This window comes from Legionella sp. PC997, from assembly GCF_014109825.1.
Lineage (GTDB): Bacteria > Pseudomonadota > Gammaproteobacteria > Legionellales > Legionellaceae > Legionella.
This window is the reverse complement of sequence record NZ_CP059576.1, coordinates 348,227-370,667: the sequence shown is the minus strand read 5'-3', so window position 1 is coordinate 370,667 and position 22,441 is coordinate 348,227. Positions and strand designations below refer to the sequence as shown.

Here is a 22,441-nt window from a genome sequence, read left to right as displayed (position 1 = left end):
AGAGTAAATTATTTTCCCAAAACCTCTTGCAAGAAATTGCTCATTGCTTGCCATGAACGTTGCGCAGCAACTGAGTTGTAAATCGTTCCTAATTGGGTATCATGTGCCAAGGGGTTAGTAAACGCATGTTGCACATGTCCATACATATGCATTTGCCAATCTACATGCGCATCTGTCATTTCTTTGCAAAATACATGAACTGTATCGGGTTTAACCATAGGATCATCATAACCATGCAACGCTAGAATTTTAGCTTTGATCGGTTCAGATTTTATAGTTCCAGGTTTGTGCAGCAAACCATGAAAACTAACTACACCTTTGACAGCTGCTCCCGATCTAGCCAACTCAAGAGCACACATTCCTCCAAAACAAAAACCAATAATTGCAACTTTCTTACTATCAACCTCAGACATAGAGCAAACAGCAGTCAATCCAGCTTGAACACGACGTCGTAATAGAGCCTGATCAGAAACTAAAGGGGTCATTAACGCCTGTTTCTCTTCTGTAGTGGAACCCAGTTTTCCCTTCCCATACATATCTACAGCGAAACCCACATAACCCATCTTGGCTAATAATTTTGCCTTGTCGCACGCAAATTCATTGCGACCAGACCAATCATGGACAACCAGCACAGCAGGACGTGGGCCTTCCGAAGAATTGTCATAAGCAACAAATCCATGGAGCTCCTGTCCATCATCATGATAAATATAATTTGAAGTATGCATCTCAAGCTCCCGAAATAAACCCGAATTAACGTTTAAAAGCTCTAGTTTATAAAATTGAGCTAAAGAGATAAAGTGATGAAATACATTAAGTTCTATTGCGTCTCCATAACAGCATTTACCATTTTCCCTCCTTTCTTTCTTAATGTAAAAGTTCACAGCCAGCAGCCCGCCAAAAGCAAAAAACTAAACTATTCTGTTGACAAAATGTTTTATTTTTGGTGCTACAATTAAAGTAAACTCTTAAGGGGATATAATTATGATCACTTCATCATTAATCCGTGTACGAGATATTTTACATGCCCAATTGTGTTACCAAGCCTTTATTACTCCTATTTTTTTTCCTTTGGAAAAGGAGTACCGAGATTTTGCCAAACTGGCTTGTGAGTTTATCGAGGGAAGACGTACTGAAGTAATTCACCAGGAGTTTCCTCGGCACCATGTGTTGCATCGTTTTGTACCCCAAAAGAACTCAAAAGGGAAAAAAATACTGATTACTCACGGATGGATATCCCGTGCCGCCTATATGGCACGCATAATCCAGGCGCTCCATCAGCAAGGTTATGAAGTATATGCACTTGATTTTCCCGCACATGGAGAGGCAAAGGGGTTACAACTACCGTGGACAGATGCGGTTGCTATTCTGAAAGACACCATTAATCAACATGGGCCTTTTTATGCCGTTATTGGACATTCTTTTGGTGGCTCAATGCTACTCAACACGCTCAATGTAGCAGGTCAACTTCCTGAATGGCAATTAAAGCATAAACCAGAACGCGCAATTTTAATTGCATCACCCACGCAGATGCGCAGCCCTGTTAACCGGATGGCAAAAAAATTTAAACTAAGCGGTCATGGTTATCTACAGTTACGTCAGGTTATGAAACAACAAGCCCAATTTGATATTAAATTAATACGTTTACATCATTTCATAGCTCAATCTCCTGATATCTCATTCCTATGCATTCATGGAGAGTTAGATAATACAATTAGCACAAAAGAATCTATCGAGTTTTGTAAAAAATATCCAAATTCTAGGCTTTGCTTACTTCCTGACGCGAACCATGTAAGTGTTTTATTGGATGAACGAGTGGGGCCATTGGTGTGTGATTTTTTGGATAACGTAGATGTGGTAAATCGTAGCGAAAATCAAGAAATCTATGATAAAACCTGAGCTTAACTCAGGCTACAAATATGGTATGTATTCAGGATATATAGGACGATTCTGCATGCAATGAGGGTGCTCTAAGAATTGAGAAGTTATGCGCTTTCTATATATTGTCGCAGCTTTTTCATGGCATTTTTTTCAAGCTGTCGGACCCGCTCAGCGGATACGCCGTATTTCTTAGCTAAGTCGTGTAATGTTAGCTTTTCTTCAGCTAACCAACGTTGCTGTAAAATATCCTGGCTACGCTCATCTAACTGATCCAGGGCAAACATGAGTTGTTCACGCCCGTGATCCCCAGCATTTTCCTTTTCCAATAACACAGAGGGGTCGTCATTCGCATTAAATAAGTAACGCTCTGGAGCTGTATAAAACTCATCCTGCTCATCGGCGTCAGGAGCATCATAAGGTGTATCCATCGCGTTCAGGCGTTGTTCCATAACTAACACGTCTTCGCGGCTTACACCCAGATCATTTGCGACAGCATTCACCTCTTCATTGCTCATCCAGCCTAAACGATTTTTCATTTGGCGAAGATTAAAAAATAATTTACGCTGCGCTTTGGTTGTTGCAATTTTAACAATACGCCAGTTGCGTAAAACAAACTCATGGATTTCTGCTTTTATCCAATGCACTGCAAAAGAAACAAGCCGTACGCCCATCTTTGGATCGAAGCGTTTTACCGCCTTCATCAAACCAATATTACCTTCCTGAATTAAATCGTTTAGAGGTAATCCATATCCTAAATAACCACGGGCAACTCGGACCACATAACGTAAATGCGCAAGAACCAATTGGCGTGCAGCCTCAAGATCTCCTTCAGTATGAAAACGCTCAGCGTAAGCGATTTCTTCCTCTAAGGATAACATAGGAATTTGATTGACCCTGTGAATGTACGAATCAAGACTGCCCACAGGTAAATTCATTTCGGCAAGTTGCAAATACTGACTCATGCTTCTTCCTTTAAAAATTTCTCTGTAAAAACACGATAAAAGAACAACTCATAATTGTGGTTCAATGGAAGCCAATTGTCGTTTTACCGATAAACGTGCCCCCATCCATCCTAGTATAATTGCAAATAAAACAAGTAGCAAGATCTGGCGAATTGACAGCCCTGTTAATGGATAGTGCATTTGATAAGCAACGGCCAACTGGTTCACCGCAGCTCCCAAGCTGAAAATAAAAATATTAACCATAAAGACCGCAAAAATAGCACCTAAAGCACCGTACCAAATCCCTGAATATAAAAAGGGCCTGAGAATAAAAGGATCTTTTGCTCCAATTAACTTCAAAACCTGAATTTCTTCTTGTCGACTATGAAGGGCCAAGCGCAGTGTAGTGCCTACAATCATAATAACTGCCATTGCCAATAAAGCCAATAATGCATTGGCAAACTTGGCCGCAAAACCTAAAAGAGCATGCAAGCGACTTATCCACTCCATATCCACTTTGGCATTGTCTACTTGAGTTATGGTCTGTAATTGACGTGCCAGTAAATCTAATTTTGCTGGTGAATCAATGATTAAAGCCGGAACCACATCCACTACTGCGGGTAGAGGATTTTCCGGAAGATAACGCATAATATCCTGCATCCCTTCTTGCTGAATTAATTCAGACAAACCCTCAGAGGAGGTTTTTAAGGAAACTTGAGCTACACCATCAGTTTTACGTACTTTTTCCAAGACCACTTGTTGTTCTGAATCGGATAATCCTGGCTTTAAATAAAGAGAGATGTGCCCGCCACGCTGCCAACTTGCGGTTAGTTGAGACACGTTATCCGAAAACACCCAAAAAAGAGCGGGTAAGGCCAAGGCAATGGCAATCACGATGGAGGTCATCATGGTGGCCAAGGGTTTACGACATAATGAATTTAAACTCTGTATCGCTGCCTGCAGATGGTAGGCCAGGATTGATTGTGCTCGTCCTAACACATTCGTCCCCCTTTAAGCATAACAATACGGTGTTTCATTCCTGCAATTAATGGCAAATCATGGGTGGCAATAAGGATGCTGACACCCACTTGATTAAATTGCTCAAAAATAGCCATGATCTCGGTTGAAAGTTTGGGGTCAAGATTTCCGGTAGGTTCATCAGCCAATAATAAGGCAGGTTTATGTACCACGGCGCGTGCAATTCCTACGCGTTGCTGTTCACCACCTGATAAATGGATAGGAAGCATTTTTTCCTTGCTTAATAGACCAACCATATCCAGAGCTGCATGGACTCTTTTGGCAATCATGGGATAAGCCATGCCTTGAATTTGTAAAGGTAAAGCTACATTATCAAATACAGTGCGATCATTTAGTAAATAGGGTGATTGAAAAGTGATGCCCAATTGACTGCGATGTGCTGCAACGTCACGTTTTTTTAATTGGTTCAAACGCAAACCATTTACTGTTAATTGACCGGAAGTGGGCCATTCCAAAAGAGCAATCAATTTAAGCAGGGTACTTTTCCCCGCCCCTGAATGCCCAGTAAGGAAAGCCATCTCTCCTTTCTGCAAGGAAAAATTCACCTGGCTTAACGCTTCGAAACCACCAGGATAGCGTTTAGTCACTTGGTCAAATGTGATCATTAAATAGTGCACCAACAAATTGCTCTGCATCAAAGGGGCGTAAATCCTCTATCCCTTCACCAATCCCTATGTAACGAAAGGGTAATCTAAGTTCATTAGCAATAGCAAACAAAATACCGCCTTTAGCTGTACCATCTAATTTAGTCATGGTAATTCCGCTCAATCCAATTGCTTCATGAAATTGTCGTGCTTGCACTAAAGCATTCTGTCCTATACTTGCATCCAATATCAACATTGTTTCATGAGGAGCCTCAGGACATAATTTCTGCAATACACGTTTTACTTTTTTTAATTCCTCCATCAGATTACTTTGAGTGTGCAACCGGCCTGCAGTATCGGCGATTAAGACATCTATCTTACGTGCTTTTGCGGCTTGCAGAGCATCAAAAATTACCGAAGCACTATCCGCTCCAGTATGTTGAGCAATTACCGGGATATCATTTCGCTCTCCCCAAACATGCAATTGCTCCACTGCAGCCGCTCTAAAAGTATCACCGGCTGCCAACATAACTTTTTTACCTTGCTGCTGGAATTGCTTAGCCAGTTTTCCTATGGTAGTGGTTTTACCTGCACCGTTTACCCCTACCATTAAGAGAACAAAAGGAGAATGATCGGCAGTTTCTACAGTTAAGGGCTGATTATTTTGGGTTAATATCGCTTGCAAATGAGATTTAAGGGCTTCATAAACAGCATTACCATCAGATAACTGTTTACGAGCTAAACTATCGGTCAACTGTTTTAATACAGTTTGAGTTGTCTCTACTCCCAGATCAGCACTAACTAAAAGAGTCTCTAGCTCATCTAATAAGTCTTGGCTAATTTCCTTTTTACCTAACAACAAGCGGCCAATCCCGTCACCAAGCTGGTGACGAGTTTTACTTAATCCTTTTCTGAAACGTGCAAAAATACCTTCCTTTATAGGCTCTTGTTCCTGTTCTGTTACTTCTACAGGAGCTGGAGACAACGAGTCAGCAGGCTTTTGTGGATCGGCCTCCGCGGAGGTAGAATCATGACTGCGTTTGAACCATTTAATCATATAGTGTACAAATCCTGAAAAATATGAAATTCTATCATCTTTTTTACTTTGAGGTTAAGTTGTGCGCAAAATACTATTTACTTTACTCATGGTACTATCTTGCCAGACCTTTAGCCAAGTTCAAGAGTTTACATTGAATAATGGATTAAAAATATTGGTAAAAGAAGATCATCGAGCGCCGATCGCTGTTTCCATGATTTGGTATAACGTAGGATCGGCGGATGAACCCGGTGGTATTACAGGGGTCTCGCATGCGATGGAACACATGATGTTTAAAGGAACCCCAAAATTTCCTTTAGGGGTATTTTCCAAAATTATAGCGGCAATTGGTGGCCAAGCAAATGCTTTTACCAATAATGACTACACAGCTTTTTTCGAAAAAATAGATGCTTCAAAACTTGCTACCAGTTTTGAGCTGGAAGCCGATCGCATGAATCATTTGCTTCTAGATACCAATGAATTCGGCAAAGAAATTAAAGTAATCCAGGAAGAGCGACGTCTTCGAACAGATGATAATCCACAAGCACTGGCTTTTGAGCGCTTTCTGGCAACGGCGCATCTTAGTGCTCCCTACCACCATCCGGTTATTGGCTGGATGAGTGATCTTCGGCATATGTCCGTTGAAGATTTGCGAGAATGGTATAAAAAATATTATGCGCCTAATAATGCAACCTTAGTGGTTGCAGGAGATGTTAACCCAGAGCAAGTTCGGACTTTGGCAGAACATTATTTTGGTGCTATACCCAAACATCCCATTCCTGAGCGAAAATTGCAAAATGAACCACCCGCCTTAGGTCAAAAGATTGTTCATATTCAAGGCGCAGCCAAATTACCGTTGCTCATGATGGGTTACTCTGTTCCAAGTGTAAAAACTGCTAAAAAAGAATACGAGCCCTATGCTTTGGAAGTCATTGCTGGAATTTTAGATGCCGGTGAAAGCGCTCGTTTTTCCAAAAATTTGATTCGTGGAACGCATATCGCCACAGGTGCGGATACCTATTATAACCCATACACGAGATATCAAACCCAATTTATTGTATATGGTTCTCCCAGTCAAAATCATACTTTAACGGATTTGCAAAATGGGCTTCTTAAGGAATTGGATGATTTGAAAAAAAATCCGGTGAACGAGGTAGAATTGCAACGCATCAAACATCAAATCATTGCACAGAAAACTTTTGAAAAGGATTCGATTTTTGGCCAGGCCTCCGAATTGGGTCTCTTAGAAACCATTGGGATCGGGTGGCAAAAGGCAAACGATTATACTAAAGCGATCAATGCAATTACCCCACAACAAGTCCAGGAAACCGCCCAGCATTACTTTCAAGAAAAAAACATGACGACAGCAATATTAGAACCTCAACCACAAAGGGCAGCATCATGAGAATTTTTAGCGCATGTATTATGGCATTGATGATCGGACTGTCACACACAACGACAGCAAGCACGTTCAAAACGGAAAAATGGCTTACCAAAAACGGCGTTCAGGTCGTGTTTTATCCTGCTATGGAAGTGCCCATGCTTGATATCAGCCTCGCTTTCGCGGCAGGTTCAGCATACGATGAAAACCAATTTGGCTTAAGTGCCTTAACCAGTCGCGTAATGAACCAGGGCAATGCGGGTCAAGATGCAAACCAAATTGCTGAGTCCCTGGCCGATGTGGGAGCTCAATACAAAGCAGAGATCAACCGAGATATGGTGATATTTAGTCTCAGAACACTCGTTGATCCAGAAGCGTTTCCCAAAGCAGCGACCACTTTTGCACAAATTATTAACCATCCAGATTTTCCAGATGAAGCGTTTGCAAGAGAAAAAAAACAATTATTGATGACCATTGAACAACGCCAAGAATCCCCTGAAGAAATAGCTAATCTTCATTTTTTCCAAACCTTATATCAGCAACATCCCTATGCGCATCCTGTCAATGGTACTGCAGAGACAGTTAATGCCATTAACATGAGTCAAGTAATTGAATTTAATAAACGTTATTATGTTGCAAAAAACGCTATTTTAGTAATGGTAGGCGCAATTAATAGTGAAACAGCCCATCAACTTGCCGATCAACTGACTCAAGAACTTCCTGAAGGACATTCTGCCCCCCCTATTCCCCCAGCCACTCAATTAACCCACGCCGATACAGTAAAAATTCCATTTCCTTCTACTCAAACTGTGATCCGCCTTGGCCAGATAGGGATTGATCATCATGCACCCAATTACTTTCCTCTTATCGTAGGAAATTATATTTTAGGTGGTGGTGCATTAGTGTCTCAACTTGCTATTGAAGTTAGAGAAAAAAGAGGCCTGACCTACGGTATTGATAGTCAATTTGTTCCCATGTCCGGAAAAGGTCTTTTCCTCATCAGTTTATCGACAAAAAATAATCAAACTCAAAATGCCTTAGAGATCATTCAAAACGTGTTGCGAACTTATATTAATAAAGGTCCCACGGATGAAGAACTCAATGCTGCAAAACAATATCTCACAGGCAGTTTTCCCCTTTCCTTATCGGGTAATCGCAGCATTGCAAATATTCTATTACGGATGAATTTTTATCATTTACCCGAAGATTTTCTCGATACATACACTGCCCGTATTAATGCAGTGACTAAAGAGCAAATAAAACAGGCATTTCAACAACAAGTTAATCCAGATAAATTACTATTACTTACCGTGGGTAAATCGTGAAACAAATCATTCGTATTATCGGCGGATTATATCGAGGAAAAAAATTACATGTTCCAGATGTGGAAGGACTCCGCCCTACTCCAGATCGTGTTCGCGAGACTTTATTTAATTGGCTCATGCATGACATCCGAGATGCTCGCTGTCTGGATCCATTTGCAGGAAGTGGTGCCTTAGGTTTTGAGGCATTTTCTAGAGGAGCAGCCCGAGTAGTTTTTCTTGAGCAATCGCCCAAAGCGTATACCAATTTACAAAAAGTAATCACTGAGTTTAACAGCCCAAAACTTAAATCATTGAGAACAGATGCTCTTCAATATCTTCAGGGCCATCAAGAAGAGTTTGATATTATTTTTCTGGATCCTCCTTTTGCTCACAATCTCCTACCTCAATGTATTTCCTATATAACGCGAAGTAATGTTCTTAAACGTGGAGGGCTTGTTTACTTGGAATCTCCTACGGTTATTGACTTGGATGAAACGCAGTGGCGTCAAATAAAACTCAAAAAAGCAGGACAAGTAGTTTATGCTTTATTTGAAAAACTGAATTAATTTGTGGTCTGCGTGCGACGAATAAAAATCTAACGCGTCCGAGACACAAATGATGAATTTAGCTTCGCTGTGTCTAGGCTAAGAGGAGATAAAGGATTAAAATTTTGCAAAATTATTTCCGTTTAAATTCATACAATTCCTCATTTATAGGCTTGACAAGGAGCTTAGCTCCTGTTTCAATCAAACGAATATTTCCAGACATTTAAGAAGATTGAATGAACAATAAGCTTCTCATGCTATTTATTGCCTCAATCCTGCTTGTGGGTTGTAAACATGGTGGAGTACTTTTCAAAAAACCACCAGTTAACAATCCTAGCGACGATGCTACAATTAAATTAGCAGAAGCAGCGGTATCTGTAAGTGATTCCATGCATGAAATGGCGCGTGTCGAAAAAGAAATTTTACCACCACATAAAGACAACACGCTCACGATACCTAATGCATACAACTTACAAGCCAGAGCAAGTGTGGATTGGTCAGGTCCAATTGAAGAGTTAACTGCCCGTATTGCTAAATCAGCCCATTTCCGACTACGTGTATTAGGAAAAGCACCTTCAATTCCTGTTTTAATTAGTCTTAATATTAAAGATCAAAGTTTAGCTGAAATCCTGCGTGATATAGATTATCAAGCGGGTAGAAAAGCTTATATTCATGTTTATCCTAACAGTCAGGTTGTTGAATTACGCTATGCCAAAATTTATTCCTAGCTTAATAGTTGTTGTATTAACTGCTTCGTTGCTTGCATGCCACTCCTCAAAATATATGGGTGATACTGGCTCTTTAGCAGGAATACAAGCTATGGCAAATGTAAATGTGAAGCAAAGGAATAAAAAACAGAACGGTAAAATTCGCCAAATGGCTTTAAAAGAAACAGCTCTAAGCCTTGGCGCACAAGCAGGTTTAGCCTGGCGAGCAAAGGTTATTGATGAGCACTTGATCAGACAATCGCGAAGACTCGATGCGATTTATGATTTCAATTCCCTAATTCTGGAACACAATATCCTTCCCCCTGTACTCTTGGAAGGTAGAAATACTCTCAATCTTGCGGATTCGCAAACCATTCGCATTTCGGACCGTACTTATCGAGTTGCAAAGCAGGCCCATTTTGTTACCACTCCACCAACTTGGCGCCAATATTTATGGCTCGATTATGTTAAACCAGAATATCCACACTACACCTTATTGCCTAAAACCAAAGTAGAGAAAAAAATATGGTGTATCTACACGGCCAAAGGTTGGAAAAATGGTATTGATCAAGCAAATACCATCCTCGAAGAAAATATTGCGCGAATTAAAGAAGATTTTGGTGGAATGATCCTTTATAGAAAATTATTAGCAATGAATATGGTAACTCCTCCTTATGTCTCTCATACTGATTTGGGAATTACAGGTGATGCCTCTGAAATCCATATCGATGATCGCGTATTGAGAATTACTGCCTTACCAGCTCTCAATGTAAACAGTGACCAATGGCGGGCAGCCGTTTCTAAAGATGAAAATGCTTTAGAGCAATTCAAAAATATGGAAAAATTGGCAAATCGTTCTAAAATTATAATAACTGATAAGTCTTGGCAGCCTACAATAGCTCCAATTAACGATAACAATAGAATCCACTGATACGACGTATGAATAATAATGTTTATTTAATGCCCGATGAACCAACGCGTTTTACTCCGCTTTTCATGGATAAAATGTTGGAACACACAGAGCGTCTCAATGCTTCGGACATAACAATCCAAACTGGCGAACCTATTTATGCAGAGGTTTATGGAAAATTATTACGAATTACTAATCGTCGTTTATCAAATACCGAACTGGGTGATTTAATTAATGCGATATATGGGCCCAACGCCACAACTCAGCTTCTTTCGGGTAAGGATATCGATACCCACTATGAATTTCGTCCTAATCGGGGCGTTCGTTACCGTTATCGGGTAAATGGAACCGCGTGTCTTGTAGAAGGACATGATGCAATCCAAATTACTTTAAGAACCATCCCCACAACTCCCCCGCGGCTTGAAACCATGAATCTGCCCGATAATATACTTGAGGCAATCGCACCCCAAGAAGGAATCGTATTTATTACCGGAGCAACCGGTTCGGGGAAATCAACATTATTGGCTTCTATTATCCGTGAATTGATCGAAACAGAAGATTCTAACCGTAAAGTACTCACCTATGAATCACCCATCGAATTTGTCTATGATGAAATTGAAACCATTTCAGCTGTAGTAAGCCAATCAGAAATTCCTCGGCATTTACCCAGCTTTGCTGATGGAGTACGAAATGCTTTGCGGCGCAAACCTCGTTTAATCATGGTTGGTGAGTGTCGTGATGCAGAAACAATCAGTGCCGCATTAGAAGCAGCACTTACTGGACACCCCGTCTATACTACCTTACATACTTCGGGGGTTGCCGAGACCATGCGTCGCTTGGTGACTTCATTTTCTGGTGAAGAGCGATTAGGAAGAACTATTGATATTCTAGAAACCATTAGACTGTGCATTTGGCAAAAACTTGTCCCTACCGTAGATGAAAAAAGGGTAGCATTACGGGAGTATCTCGTCTTTGACGAAGAAGTCCGCGACATTTTACTTGAAAGTGATCCCAATGATGTAACTTCGGCTACCCGTAAATTAGTTCGGCAAAAAGGCCAACTTATGACTTGGGATGCGAAAGCAAAATTCGAACAAGGTATTATCAGTGAACGAGTTTACAAATTAATTATTGCTGGTGCTAAGGAATACCAACAATAAGAATCTTTAAGTAAAAACGATTATGTTGACTGACTTTATCCATCAGGTGTTATTTTAGCTATAATTTAAGTGAGGGTATTTTTTTTTACCAACACTAGGAATTATATGCTTGATCCTGTTGTACTCTTAGACGCCTCATTGAGAGACGGAGGCCATCGAACTAATTTTAATTTTGATGACATTCAACTCGAAGAAATCCTTCGCCCTCTTGATAATTCAGGCATTGAATATATTGAAATAGGCTATCGCAATGGCACTTTTACACCTCTCCAAGTAGGTCGAGCGGGCTGGTGCGCCAAAGATTACCTGCTTCTATGTCGTTCTTTGATTCAAACAGCAAAAATGGCCGTAATGGTTTTTCCAAACAATCTCTCTCAAACCGATCTGATAGAGCTCAAAGAATGTGGCGTCGATTTATTAAGAATTTGCTTTGCTAAAAACGAACCTGCATCTGCGTTGTCTAAGATAAAAATGGCAAAAGAGGCAAACCTGGAAGTTTCAGTTAATTTGATGTGTATTTCATTTTACAAAGATAACGAACTGGATGATTCCCTCAAAAAAATAAGCGAATATGCCCCTGATATTATTTATTTTGCTGATTCAAACGGCAGTTTACTCCCCACTCGCACCCAAGAAATTTACGATAGATATATTCATAAATATCCTTTTCAATTTGGTTTTCATGCTCATGACAATCTTGGTCTTGCGCAAGCAAACGCCCTGGCAGCAATGAGTTCCGGAGTTCGCTTTATCGATGCATCCCTCGCAGGTATGGGTAAAGGAATTGGTAATTTAAAAACAGAATTTTTTGTTGCTTATTTACATTCAATCCAATTAAAAAAATATAATCTAGATAGGATCTTAGAAGCAGCAAATTTTGTCCGAAGCTCTTTAAAAATAGGTCAAGAGCCTGTTGAAATGTCGGAATTTATTCGCGGAATTTCTGATCTATCGATTGTGAACGCACCTAAATAATTGCGTATCGATATAACTCATATTTTATACCCAGATTACACAAGTGTTTAGGCTAAGGATTGGTCATATTGATTGATTCTTGAGGGTCTTCAGCAACCGCCGCGATCAAGGCAGCAGAAGATTTACTATTGGGTTTGTCCAAATACCCTTTGGCGAGAGCTTTTAAATCTGGATTGTCAGGATCCTTTTCTATGGCTTTTTCTAATTGCTGAATTTTTTTATCTCTCATATCACTAGTGAACTCTTTATAGGTTTGTTTCACTTCATCACGTACCTCTTGTGTAACATGGTCAAAACCACCTTTGCGATTGGCTTCTTGACAGAGAAGGACTCCATGAATATTAGCGCGCGTATTTGCAATGGTACAATTATCATATTTCTGGGGTTTTTGATTGATGATACTAACTGGGTCTTTACCTTGAGTCACCTGGTTAATATGTTCCATGATTTGAGCATGGGATTTTCCATTATCATGACCACTCATTACCTGATTTATAAAATCAGGAGTGATTTTCTTCGTATCTACTTCATAAATTTGGGTTCCATGTTTTCCTGCTGCACCCTCACCACGGTTGGTAAACACTAAATAGGTTTTGTCTGGATTTCCTTCGACTGGCACAAAAGATAATCCCATGGCGTGCCCTTTGCAATTTATAGGAACACTGGTTACTTCACCTGATTGTATTCGTTTAGAAAGTGCATTGCCGGCTTCGGGACTTCCTTCGGGAGTACTATATTGAAAATTAGCAGTTTTATTTGCAAAAGCAAAGGCATCTGCAATTTGTTTGAAGTCCCCTTTTGCAGGTTCTTTACTACAGCTCTGACTATATTCCTTGACCGTATCCGTTATTAATTGGTATGTAGGTCCAATATGAGCTCGCTGGGAGGAAACACCATCTTGGCTGGTCATTACTATACCTAATACCAGACCAAATTCTTTAACTGAATGTAACTTATCCGAAGCGGATGGAGCATAACCCTCAGGAGGAGCAATTATCTGTTGCTGAAGGGCTTCTTGTCCCCGTTTACTACGTATGGCGTTATCGTATTCTTCGAGTGCTTGAGCATCATATTCGGCACCCGAATCGAGCAAAAATCTTACTACTGTGAAATCTTGTTCTTGCAGCGCTTGCACTAGGGGGGTCTGTCCCCGGGCATTTTTTGCATTATTTAAAGCGGTAGGAAGATCAGGATAGCCACTATTCGTGGCAATTTCTTTTAATGGAGTTTTCTGGTCAAATTGCGTTTCTAAGATTGTTCCACGTCTATTTTGCAGAAAAAGAAACAATTCTTGCATGAATCGCTCTTCATCCATTTTTGCTTTTTGCAAAACATTAAGCTTATCTTGAGCCAAATCTGAATGACTCGTTATAGTACTTTGAGGAGCAGATAATTCAACCATGATAAAATTAATTTAAGTGTTTATTTAATATACAATTATAACATACGGGCAAATATTTTTCTGCCCAATGTACAGCAAAAAATACTCACCGGTATACGCCCTTTACTTAGTTATTGGCATATCAGAGCCGGTGTTCCCCACGTCATTCTTTTTTTTTGAGTCATCATTCTTATCCTGAGTAGCACTCCTTCCCAGATGAAAACTACCACCACCACCGCCTTTGCCCAGAAGTCCTTTGGCCATCCCAACACCTTTCACACCATATCCACCCAAAGTCTTATCGATTTGACCCTGTGCAGTTTGGGTTTCTTTTCCTGCTTCTTGAGTCTTACCTTTTACTTCTTCACCCCATTGAGAAGCTTCTTGGCCTATGCTTTCAGGAGTGCCTCCTATCCATCGTAAGACTTTATCGGGTAGATAGGTTATTAGGGTAAATGCTTTTTGTATAATCGTTAAATAGAGGGTGGTATAGGTTAAAATTGAGAAGAAGAAGGCATAAATTCCGGCCCAATCTGTATAACTTACTCCTCCGATTCCACTACCTGAAGAAGATGGAGATGAGCCCAAAAGTCCTTCGACAAGAACAGAATTATCGGTATGCTCCTGTTGCATGAAAGACACAGCCTGATCGTAACCTGCATTTAAAATCCAAACACCCACATAAGAGAGTGCAATAGCAGTAATATAACCAATGATCATCATGGAAGGTCTTAAAAAAACATTCACTAGAATCATGATTGCTGCCTCACCTTTACCAAAGGCATCATGTCCTTCAGGATGGGTTACTCCCAACGCGACGATCGGTGCTGCAACCATCGCCTCGATAACGGAAATCAACCAACCTAAAGCACCAAAAGTAAAAATCACATAAGGCAGCAACGGAATGTAATAAGCTGTAGTAAAACCGACACTGACCATTACGCCAACCCATGCAATTACTAGCGGCATCGCCAAGGACATCATCGCAAAAATAAAGACACCAAAGACTGGTATTAAAGCGCTGGAAATTGCCATATTTAATAACATCATCCATAAATTACCGGCAAAATTAATGTAATAATTCCCCATATTTGCCAAGGCAACAATTGGATTAACTCCAGGTTCAGCAAGAATCTTCACCCCCTGTTGAAAGATATTTGCCATTCCCTGTAATGGGATCATTAAAAATGCCATAACCACCTGATTGATAATCTGGCCAAATATGTCAAGAAACAGATTATATATAGTCACTAAAATGATGTTATAAAATATATTTCCAAGAATTTGCCCTAAGCAAATTGAAAAGAACGGTTTAACTTCACCACAAGAAAAATTTTGCCGTTGTAAACGATACAAATCAGTATTTATCGCGAAATTAATTGAATTAGCAAAAGTAAGTGGCTTAACTCCAGGTTGACCAGGAGTTTGCATCATTAATGCATTGTTTATATACCCATAGGTCGTAGATGAAGGAACACTTCCTACGGCGGTCATATTGGAAGACAATGAAGGTTTTTTGGGTGGAGAAGTACTTGTAATTAAAGCCTGTACATTTTGTATTTTTTGTAGTCCATCACTGCTTGCACCTAACCAGGTACACAAGGCAGTAAAGTCCTTATCTTTCATATTTCCTGGACCACAGGTGACGCTCTTACCATCAGAGCTTATAACAAATGGACTAGCCATCGCGGTGGGATCAAATGAACTTGAATCCAGCCCTGTCTTTGAATCGACTTGCCCGGCATTTTCTATAGAGGAAGCTCCCTGAATTTGTACCAGATTAAAGAAGTAAGCACCGGCCATTATCCATCCTTGGGTGGTAGCTTTGTTGATAAACTCTGTGGATTTATTCTTATCTGATGATTGAGAAATAAGACGGGCAAGATTAACCGTGGGCATCATAATACCATTATAATCATTAATCGCATTGATAATTTCGGCCCCGTTAAATAGAACCCCCCCGACTGTTGAACCTTGTACCGGTCCCCAAATCACACATTTATCTTTTGAGGAGGTGCCGCTGTTATAACTAGTACAAACTGTGCCATTTTCCTTATAAGGGACACCAAATTGTTGCATTGCGACTGGAGAAAAAGGATTGGTAGTATTCGTATTTGTAGTTGTCGAGAGTTGTGGATCATTACTGACCATAGAGCGAGATACTGAGGTTAAGTCCATATACATTTGCTGGACTGCAATGCCTCTTGACATTTGCGTCGCTGCAATCTCTGCTGGGGTTAAGGTGTTATTTCCAACCTTCACATTATTCCCTGCACTAGGTTTGGCTTGAAACTGTTGACTACCAAAATTGGAGTTCAGGGTACTAATATTATTCCAGGCGATGCTGCCACAAATTCCGTTTAAAAAACTATAAGGTGAACTGGAGTCAAAATTCGGCATGCTTACATTCCAAGACGAATTTGTTGGCGAAGCATTTTGAACAGCTACTGCATTAACTGAACTTAAAAAATCTGGAACTACAGTAGAACAAAATTTCTGCATTGAGCTACCCTGTTCAGCAGAGTAACAGGCTCCTGATTGTTTGGATTGAGCATCAAGAAGATCTTGGCGGGTATTTTCCAGTTGTCTTTGTATGCCGAGCATACATACTTGTCCTGCAAGCATGTTTACCGCACCCGTAGCAATGCCTGCCATTCCCGATGTGCTGGAATTCTCCGTCAAGGATGCGGTAGGATTTATTTGCTGGGCTTGAATTATAACACCACCCCGATTCAAATAACTTAATGCAGCATCCCATACTTTATCTGCTGCACCAACTCCTTGTACAACAATCCACATGACAAAAATTTGCATTAAGCAATAGCCAGATGTTTTGGGTATTAATAAAGCCAAACCGAGCGTGGAACGGATTGGAATCCAGATTGAAGACCATTTTTGGCCCAACATCTGCCCTTCGTGAGCAGTATTCATGGTGGAAACTATGAGGGTATACATAATAATAATACCCCCTAATGCCAAAACTGCAGCATTAAATACTGCAAACATGCTTCCCATGATTTGGCTACCAGTACCGCTTAAAACTCCGTCAACAACACCAAATAAATTACCGAGAAAGACAACAGAATAATCACTCGCAGGAGGGGCAAAACTTAAAGAACCATCGGCTAAAACCAGACCAGGAAACACCAGGAGAAGTAACGTTATCAACAACTTATTCATTTCTTTCCCCCCAACAACCCCTTTCGATACCATTCATTAAAGGTACATCCTAACTTACGATTCTTTATTTGATAGTACCAAAAGTGATAACGAAAGGCTAAAACCAATGCAATTAAAGTTACAACAATGCTTACTAGAAACGCTTTTAACGAACCATAAAAAAGCTGAAATACGGCATATCCCATAATCAAAAGAGCGGCAAATACCATAATAATACTCAATCGGAATAGAGACTTTTGTTTGCTAAGTATACTTTCGTCGGTCAGATTCAAATGTTTCACTGCATCGTCGAAGGACTCACCCTGAACTTTTTTCTGTGGGACAAATAAACGTTTAAAACCATTTACCAAATACAGGGTAAAGGCCTTCATTCGATCCCAATCAAACCACCTACGAACATTAATTATTCTTCTGAGCAGATTACCAATTCTTGACTGCTTTTTCATATTTTTTACTTCTTTCTTTTCTCTTTCATAATATACTATAGTAGTAAGTAATGATTTCGTCCATCCGCTAAAAATACAGTAAAGAAAGAGTAAAAATATGCCTGATCTTAGTCATGAAGCGTCTGCTCAATATTGGTTTGAATATATTGATCCTATGATTTATAGAGTCATTACCTTTATGGAGAGTGTAGAAGATTGGACTTTGGATGGAAATCCAGAGTTCGAACAAGCCATGGAACAATTAGGCAAAGAACTTGATGACATCGAAAAAATAGATATGAGCCTCTTATCAGAAGAAGACAAATTTATTCGAATAGTAGGTAATATCAAATCAGGTCGAGGATTACGTTTGCTGCAAGCAATTGATACAGTCCATCCAGGCAGTGCGTCACGTGTTTTGATTCATGCAGAAGAGACAAGCACTGGAAGCCACGATCCGGCCGGGGTCTTTCTCAAAAGGAATATTGTATTTGAGCGTCTCAGATTATTGTCGCGCGTTTTTTGTCAGTACCGCCTAAAACTTGTTTTACGTGCACTTGAAGGGGAAGAATAAATGAAATTAGCGTCTAAATTTGTATTGCTCAACGTACTTTTTTTTGCTGTATTTCCTGCTGCAGCTCAGGATCCAAACGATTCATATAATCAACAACAAACCTCTACTAATATGCAAAAATTGGTGGAATACTTCCAAAATTTTGGTAATTATTTAGGTTATAACGTAACGGAAACCCCTACACAAAGTAATCAAAGCTACTCAATAAGTTATTCACTCATCAATTTAACAACTTCCCAACTCGCTCAGGCCTATCAGTTTTATACTTTATTAGGTTCGATTCCTGTAAACACTTTTACTTCAGGCAGCTCTGCAGGAGGCGGTGGAACAAATACAGGAAACGCAGGAAATCCTTATGCACAATTTCTGCCTGCGGAAACTTCTGGCACATCCAACCTAAATCCTAGTGCATCCATTCTTAATCCCTTAGCTAACAATACCTTTCCTAATTACAATAATTTGTCATCTTCTGGACAAGTTACTGTAAATGCCTTGATGGACCAAAAAACCTATCAACAAGATCCCGTAAGCCAAGCAGTATTAAATATTTTAGGAACTCCTAATTATACGTACTGTATGAAGAATGACCAAACCTTTGATGGAAGTTGCACTTTCACTTATGAAACTTTAGTACCTTCGAATGTGGTAGGAGAAATTCCTAATGCGCTCACTTTTTTCAACGCTAATTACCTTCAACAATTCTTAAATCATCTTAATAGTAATGCCTTAACAGGGCCACTGATGTATTCAAATCAAGACCTTGGCAGTACTCAGGGCACGGGTGACATACCCAAAAATGGCTTAACAGCACAAAATCAAGAACAACTTGCAGCCAATTTCATACGCTACGTGACTGGAAGTGTAATTCCCATCTCATTACCCAAATATAAAGATTATGATAATTTGTACACCAGAAGTCTGTTAAAATCGATAACTAACACCCCGTCGACTTCACAACTGCAGGCCACGCAAACGCTTGCTAAATATCTGGCAAGTTTACGTACCTATGCGGCGCAAAACTCCGTAGGGATAAGTAACCTTTATTACATCATGTCAAAAAGAATGCCTCAAACTGCGCCTAATCAGCAGGGCGGAAGTCAAACGAGCCAAGCACTGAACGAATTTAATATGGCAACCTGGAGATTATATAACACTACTAGTGCGGGTAGTACTAACAATGCGGGTACAGGGAGCACAGGTACAGGGGGTACTGGCGGGACCTCTGGGACAGGTGGTACAGGACCCAGCAATACTCCATGGATTAATAGTCTGAATAATGCGCCACCTGCTGTAGTGCAAAAAGAAATTGCCATATTGCTTGCTGAAATCAATTATCAGCTGTATTTAGATCGTCAAATCCATGAGCGTCTACTGATGACTAATAGTATTTTGCTATTACAAAGTGTTCGTACAGGCGCCCCCTCAACTGATTTTACATCAGGGCAACAACCTTAGTTAAATTACGGGGTGAAAGGAGCTCCTTTCATCCCGACAACAAAGAATTGGCTTACCTAAATCACTACATCCCAAGTTACAGTTCCTTTTTAAGAACATCTTTATTAAATCATTTAAAAAACATGGTGCAAAAAATGATGCATATGATATGATTTCACCCACATTGAATCCTCTAGTTTTTAAGAAAACTTAAGGCTTGATATTTTCTAAACTTAGGAAGAAACGTCTTGTTTATCAATGACTAAGGCTAGCATCTTATCAATAAAATGCGCCCCATTAAGTTCGGAAAATCACGATGCATCTCGCCTAAATGAACCTATCAAATCTTAATAAATTAACCTTAATGAACGAGCCAACATGTCCAAAAATAATACCTATACTTTTTATGTCGACGGAATGACCTGTGTCAGTTGTAGTGGTTCTCTTGAGTACCATTTAAGGCAAAAACTCAAGGATAGAATGAAAAAATTCCATGTCGATCTCACCACCGCGGATCCTAAAAAAACAATCATTACTCTAGAGGAAGAGCAAGAACCTACGGATCAATATAAAGAATGGATCGAAGTAAAAGGCTATATTGATGAACTATTTAGTTGTAAAGAATATGAATATTTATCAACCAAAGAAAAGCCCCAAGAAAATGCACAAATAAAGAATCAGCAAGCCAATTACTTAGAGAAAGCTCGAAGCTTTTTTACATCGCATTGGTTTCTAGGTGCGGTAGGCTGTGTCTCAGGAATTGCTGTACTCATCATTTGCCTCGCTACGAGTGGACTCCCCTTAGCGGTAGTGAGCTCACTGGCTGTTTTTAGTACCCTACTAACCTTAATATTAGGTGCAAATTCGTATCACGACGCTTGGACAAAACTGACAAAGGCTAGAACATTAACTATGGATAGCCTATTTGCGCTTAGTACGGCCTCCATCTTAATCGTTTCCGTCGCTTCCCTATTTCTACCTTGGCTCCCCATGATGTTTGAGGCCGGTTTGCTTATTTATGGATTTAGACATCTAGGAATTGCAATTGAAGAGACTATTAAAGAAAAAATTGGTACTGCAAAATTCCAAGACCGAGCTCCTAGAACCGTGCGCAAAAGAACAGTTCAAGGTTTTGATGAAATTGATTTAGATAAGATCGAAGTAGATGATGTAATTATTGTGCATTCTGGAGAAACTATCCCACTTGATGGCATTTGTAAGGATGAAAGTCTCATTTACAAAACGATTAATACCGGCGCGATTTTTCCTCAATATTTTTCTCCGCAAACGGAAGTACTCGCTGGTATGCGCTTAGCCGACAATGAAAAGCCGTTAGCAATACGTGTAACAAAAACTCAAAATTCATCCTTCTTAGCTCGACTCGATAAAGCCATAGAACTATCAGCGCTAGAAAAAGCACCTATTGAAATAAAAACAGGACAATTACTCACTTACTTTATCCCACTCGTAATTATACTGGCAGTGACTTCTGGGATAATTATTGGACTCTTTTTTCCTGCTGCCGTAGCAATTCAATGTGCTGTATCTGTTTTAGTAAGTGCATGCCCTTGTACTTTAGGCTTGATCACTCCTTTAGCAGTAAAAACCGGGATGCATAAAGCAGCGGAGCATGGGGTACAATATAAAAGCGCTAAAACACTACAGCAAGCAGAACAAATAGACACGGTCATGTTCGATTTAAATGGCACTCTAACCACTGGAGTTCCGAGTGTAAAAGAGTTGTATCTGTTTGAAGAAAGTAAACTTAGTGAGCTCGATTTTCTGTCTTATTGTGCGGCCCTTGAACGGCAATCAAGTCATCCTATAGGAAAAGCTATTTATTCTTTTGCAAGTCAATACAAGATAACAGACATTGAAACAGATTTATTAGATCACTCTCATCACTCCGGGATTTCTGGGAAAATAAAAGATACAAACTATGTCATTGGCAGCATGACCGTAATGAAAGAAAAAGGAATCAAAATTCCACGCAATTTCAGGCAACCCAACTTACAAGCTGGTGATCAAATAGTCTATGTTGCCCGGAATAAAATGGCAATTGGATTTATGGTCATAACCGATCCTGTGCGGGACGATGCGTGCTGCACGATTAGAGCTTTAAGAGCAATGGGCAAAGAAATCTGTTTATGTACCGGTGCAGATGAGGAAACCGCTCATCGTTATGCCATAGCGCTGGGTATTAAAACAGTTTATGCTAACTGCATCGCCAGTTCGGCTGAAGAAAAAGGGCAGCAATCAAAAACATCCCATATCCAAGCCTTAAGAAAAAAAGGACATAAGGTAGCCATGATCGGGGATGCAGGTAATGATACTCCTGCAATTACTGCCAGTGACTTAGGTATTGCGGTAGTTTCCGACGGCAGTGATGTTTTAACCCAGCAGGCAGCAGGTATTGTAATCCATAATGGAGCATTATTATCAATTGCTTCTGCGTTTGCTGTCTCTAAACAAACCGTGTCCAATATAAATCAAAATCTGGTCATGAGTCTGGTTTACAACCTGGGTTCAATTTTGCTTTCAGGTGGGTTATTAGTTTCAGTTGGCTTAACTCTTAACCCCGTAGTCGGTGTTGGATTGATGATTTTTCAAGCCTGTATGATTCTAATGAATGTTTATCGCTTTAAACTACAACCCTTAGATCATCTTCAAGAAGAGAAAAAGCAATATCAAGAAGCAAGCTCTCCTAGAGAATCCTCTCATTCAAAAATGAATCAGCATACACCTCTATATTCAAAAGACCCCCTATGCGACCCTGAGCCTATCCATTTTAAATCTGCAAAACCCCCTACAACCTCTTTCTTTTGGAATTATTGCCTTCCCAATAAGTCATCCACTGAAGAAATTGAGCTTTATTTAGTTGAAAGGAGTACGAAGGATTCTCTTTTAAATGTGGAGGAAGGGTGTTTTTTTAAGTGATCTAACTCTACCAGAATAAGAATGTGGTCGGATTACGGCTATCGGGATTCG

The 22,441-nt window shown here is 40.0% G+C and carries 19 protein-coding genes; 11 read left to right on the top strand and 8 right to left on the bottom strand.

Annotation, left to right across the window (positions count from 1 at the left end; genetic code table 11):
• Positions 1-8: 8 nt before the first annotated feature.
• Positions 9-725, bottom strand: a complete 717-nt coding sequence (locus tag HBNCFIEN_RS01670; RefSeq protein ID WP_182392421.1) for a dienelactone hydrolase family protein — start codon at positions 723-725, stop codon at positions 9-11.
• Positions 726-981: 256 nt separating this feature from the next.
• Here HBNCFIEN_RS01670 and HBNCFIEN_RS01665 point away from each other — a divergent pair, with 256 nt between their 5' ends.
• Entirely contained in the window at positions 982-1,896 is a 915-nt protein-coding gene (locus HBNCFIEN_RS01665) for an alpha/beta hydrolase (RefSeq protein ID WP_182392420.1), read from the top strand.
• Positions 1,897-1,982: 86 nt separating this feature from the next.
• Here the strand turns inward: HBNCFIEN_RS01665 and rpoH are convergent, their stop codons facing one another.
• From rpoH to ftsY, 4 genes are read right to left on the bottom strand one after another with little or no spacing between them, the layout of a single operon-like run.
• Positions 1,983-2,840 carry an RNA polymerase sigma factor RpoH gene (gene rpoH, locus HBNCFIEN_RS01660; protein ID WP_182392419.1) on the bottom strand — a complete coding sequence of 286 codons (858 nt, stop codon included), beginning with the start codon at positions 2,838-2,840 and terminating at the stop codon, positions 1,983-1,985.
• Positions 2,841-2,888: 48 nt separating this feature from the next.
• Positions 2,889-3,818 carry a permease-like cell division protein FtsX gene (gene ftsX, locus HBNCFIEN_RS01655; RefSeq protein WP_182392418.1) on the bottom strand — a complete coding sequence of 310 codons (930 nt, stop codon included), beginning with the start codon at positions 3,816-3,818 and terminating at the stop codon, positions 2,889-2,891.
• Positions 3,812-4,462, bottom strand: a complete 651-nt coding sequence (ftsE, locus tag HBNCFIEN_RS01650) for a cell division ATP-binding protein FtsE (protein ID WP_182392417.1) — start codon at positions 4,460-4,462, stop codon at positions 3,812-3,814. The genes ftsX and ftsE overlap by 7 nt, the downstream gene beginning before the upstream one ends.
• On the bottom strand, positions 4,449-5,498 hold the full coding sequence (gene ftsY, locus HBNCFIEN_RS01645; protein ID WP_182392416.1) for a signal recognition particle-docking protein FtsY: 1,050 nt from the start codon (positions 5,496-5,498) through the stop codon (positions 4,449-4,451). The genes ftsE and ftsY overlap by 14 nt, the downstream gene beginning before the upstream one ends.
• Before the next feature lie 88 nt (positions 5,499-5,586).
• On the opposite strand from ftsY, the gene HBNCFIEN_RS01640 reads away from it, so the two are divergent.
• The 7 genes from HBNCFIEN_RS01640 (at position 5,587) to HBNCFIEN_RS01610 (ending at position 12,459) form a co-directional block, all read left to right on the top strand.
• Positions 5,587-6,882, top strand: a complete 1,296-nt coding sequence (locus HBNCFIEN_RS01640; protein ID WP_370530116.1) for a M16 family metallopeptidase — start codon at positions 5,587-5,589, stop codon at positions 6,880-6,882.
• Positions 6,879-8,183, top strand: a complete 1,305-nt coding sequence (locus tag HBNCFIEN_RS01635) for a pitrilysin family protein (protein WP_182392414.1) — start codon at positions 6,879-6,881, stop codon at positions 8,181-8,183. The genes HBNCFIEN_RS01640 and HBNCFIEN_RS01635 overlap by 4 nt, the downstream gene beginning before the upstream one ends.
• Positions 8,180-8,728: a 16S rRNA (guanine(966)-N(2))-methyltransferase RsmD gene (gene rsmD, locus HBNCFIEN_RS01630; RefSeq protein ID WP_182392413.1), complete on the top strand. Its 549-nt coding sequence runs from the start codon at positions 8,180-8,182 to the stop codon at positions 8,726-8,728. Before HBNCFIEN_RS01635 ends, rsmD begins: the two co-directional genes overlap by 4 nt.
• 215 nt (positions 8,729-8,943) lie before the next feature.
• Positions 8,944-9,435, top strand: a complete 492-nt coding sequence (gene dotD / locus HBNCFIEN_RS01625; protein WP_182392412.1) for a type IVB secretion system lipoprotein DotD — start codon at positions 8,944-8,946, stop codon at positions 9,433-9,435.
• Positions 9,416-10,345, top strand: coding sequence for a type IV secretion system DotC family protein (locus HBNCFIEN_RS01620; protein WP_182392411.1), 930 nt, complete (start codon positions 9,416-9,418; stop codon positions 10,343-10,345). Before dotD ends, HBNCFIEN_RS01620 begins: the two co-directional genes overlap by 20 nt.
• 8 nt (positions 10,346-10,353) lie before the next feature.
• A complete protein-coding gene (gene dotB / locus HBNCFIEN_RS01615; protein ID WP_255464295.1) occupies positions 10,354-11,484 on the top strand; it encodes a Dot/Icm type IV secretion system ATPase DotB in 1,131 nt (376 codons plus the stop codon).
• Between the two features lie 105 nt (positions 11,485-11,589).
• Positions 11,590-12,459, top strand: coding sequence for a 4-hydroxy-2-oxovalerate aldolase (locus HBNCFIEN_RS01610; protein WP_182392410.1), 870 nt, complete (start codon positions 11,590-11,592; stop codon positions 12,457-12,459).
• A gap of 52 nt (positions 12,460-12,511) precedes the next feature.
• On the opposite strand, the gene ankD is transcribed toward HBNCFIEN_RS01610, so the two are convergent.
• From ankD to icmV, 3 genes are all read right to left on the bottom strand, one after another.
• Positions 12,512-13,861 carry a Dot/Icm T4SS effector AnkD/LegA15 gene (gene ankD, locus HBNCFIEN_RS01605; RefSeq protein WP_182392409.1) on the bottom strand — a complete coding sequence of 450 codons (1,350 nt, stop codon included), beginning with the start codon at positions 13,859-13,861 and terminating at the stop codon, positions 12,512-12,514.
• A gap of 102 nt (positions 13,862-13,963) precedes the next feature.
• Positions 13,964-17,020 (bottom strand): type IVB secretion system protein DotA, encoded by a 3,057-nt coding sequence (dotA, locus tag HBNCFIEN_RS01600; RefSeq protein WP_182392408.1) that lies wholly within the window; start codon positions 17,018-17,020, stop codon positions 13,964-13,966.
• Positions 17,017-17,466 carry a type IVB secretion system protein IcmV gene (gene icmV / locus HBNCFIEN_RS01595; protein ID WP_182392407.1) on the bottom strand — a complete coding sequence of 150 codons (450 nt, stop codon included), beginning with the start codon at positions 17,464-17,466 and terminating at the stop codon, positions 17,017-17,019. Before icmV ends, dotA begins: the two co-directional genes overlap by 4 nt.
• Before the next feature lie 97 nt (positions 17,467-17,563).
• Here icmV and icmW point away from each other — a divergent pair, with 97 nt between their 5' ends.
• The 3 genes from icmW (at position 17,564) to HBNCFIEN_RS01580 (ending at position 22,390) form a co-directional block, all read left to right on the top strand.
• Complete coding sequence (gene icmW / locus HBNCFIEN_RS01590) at positions 17,564-18,019, top strand: type IVB secretion system protein IcmW (protein WP_182392406.1); 456 nt, start codon at positions 17,564-17,566, stop codon at positions 18,017-18,019.
• On the top strand, positions 18,020-19,474 hold the full coding sequence (gene icmX, locus HBNCFIEN_RS01585) for a type IVB secretion system protein IcmX (protein WP_182392405.1): 1,455 nt from the start codon (positions 18,020-18,022) through the stop codon (positions 19,472-19,474).
• A gap of 357 nt (positions 19,475-19,831) precedes the next feature.
• The gene (locus HBNCFIEN_RS01580) at positions 19,832-22,390 is read left to right on the top strand and encodes a cation-translocating P-type ATPase (RefSeq protein ID WP_182392404.1); all 2,559 of its coding nucleotides are present in this window, start codon (positions 19,832-19,834) and stop codon (positions 22,388-22,390) included.
• Positions 22,391-22,441: the final 51 nt, after the last annotated feature.

Coding starts and splice junctions, on each gene's coding strand:
- HBNCFIEN_RS01670 (WP_182392421.1), bottom strand. CDS start 725: ATGCATACTTCAAATTATATTTATCATGATGATGGACAGGAGCTCCAT.
- HBNCFIEN_RS01665 (WP_182392420.1), top strand. CDS start 982: ATGATCACTTCATCATTAATCCGTGTACGAGATATTTTACATGCCCAA.
- rpoH (WP_182392419.1), bottom strand. CDS start 2,840: ATGAGTCAGTATTTGCAACTTGCCGAAATGAATTTACCTGTGGGCAGT.
- ftsE (WP_182392417.1), bottom strand. CDS start 4,462: ATGATCACATTTGACCAAGTGACTAAACGCTATCCTGGTGGTTTCGAA.
- ftsY (WP_182392416.1), bottom strand. CDS start 5,498: ATGATTAAATGGTTCAAACGCAGTCATGATTCTACCTCCGCGGAGGCC.
- HBNCFIEN_RS01640 (WP_370530116.1), top strand. CDS start 5,587: ATGGTACTATCTTGCCAGACCTTTAGCCAAGTTCAAGAGTTTACATTG.
- HBNCFIEN_RS01635 (WP_182392414.1), top strand. CDS start 6,879: ATGAGAATTTTTAGCGCATGTATTATGGCATTGATGATCGGACTGTCA.
- dotD (WP_182392412.1), top strand. CDS start 8,944: ATGAACAATAAGCTTCTCATGCTATTTATTGCCTCAATCCTGCTTGTG.
- HBNCFIEN_RS01620 (WP_182392411.1), top strand. CDS start 9,416: ATGCCAAAATTTATTCCTAGCTTAATAGTTGTTGTATTAACTGCTTCG.
- dotB (WP_255464295.1), top strand. CDS start 10,354: ATGAATAATAATGTTTATTTAATGCCCGATGAACCAACGCGTTTTACT.
- HBNCFIEN_RS01610 (WP_182392410.1), top strand. CDS start 11,590: ATGCTTGATCCTGTTGTACTCTTAGACGCCTCATTGAGAGACGGAGGC.
- ankD (WP_182392409.1), bottom strand. CDS start 13,861: ATGGTTGAATTATCTGCTCCTCAAAGTACTATAACGAGTCATTCAGAT.
- dotA (WP_182392408.1), bottom strand. CDS start 17,020: ATGAATAAGTTGTTGATAACGTTACTTCTCCTGGTGTTTCCTGGTCTG.
- icmV (WP_182392407.1), bottom strand. CDS start 17,466: ATGAAAAAGCAGTCAAGAATTGGTAATCTGCTCAGAAGAATAATTAAT.
- icmW (WP_182392406.1), top strand. CDS start 17,564: ATGCCTGATCTTAGTCATGAAGCGTCTGCTCAATATTGGTTTGAATAT.
- icmX (WP_182392405.1), top strand. CDS start 18,020: ATGAAATTAGCGTCTAAATTTGTATTGCTCAACGTACTTTTTTTTGCT.
- HBNCFIEN_RS01580 (WP_182392404.1), top strand. CDS start 19,832: ATGTCCAAAAATAATACCTATACTTTTTATGTCGACGGAATGACCTGT.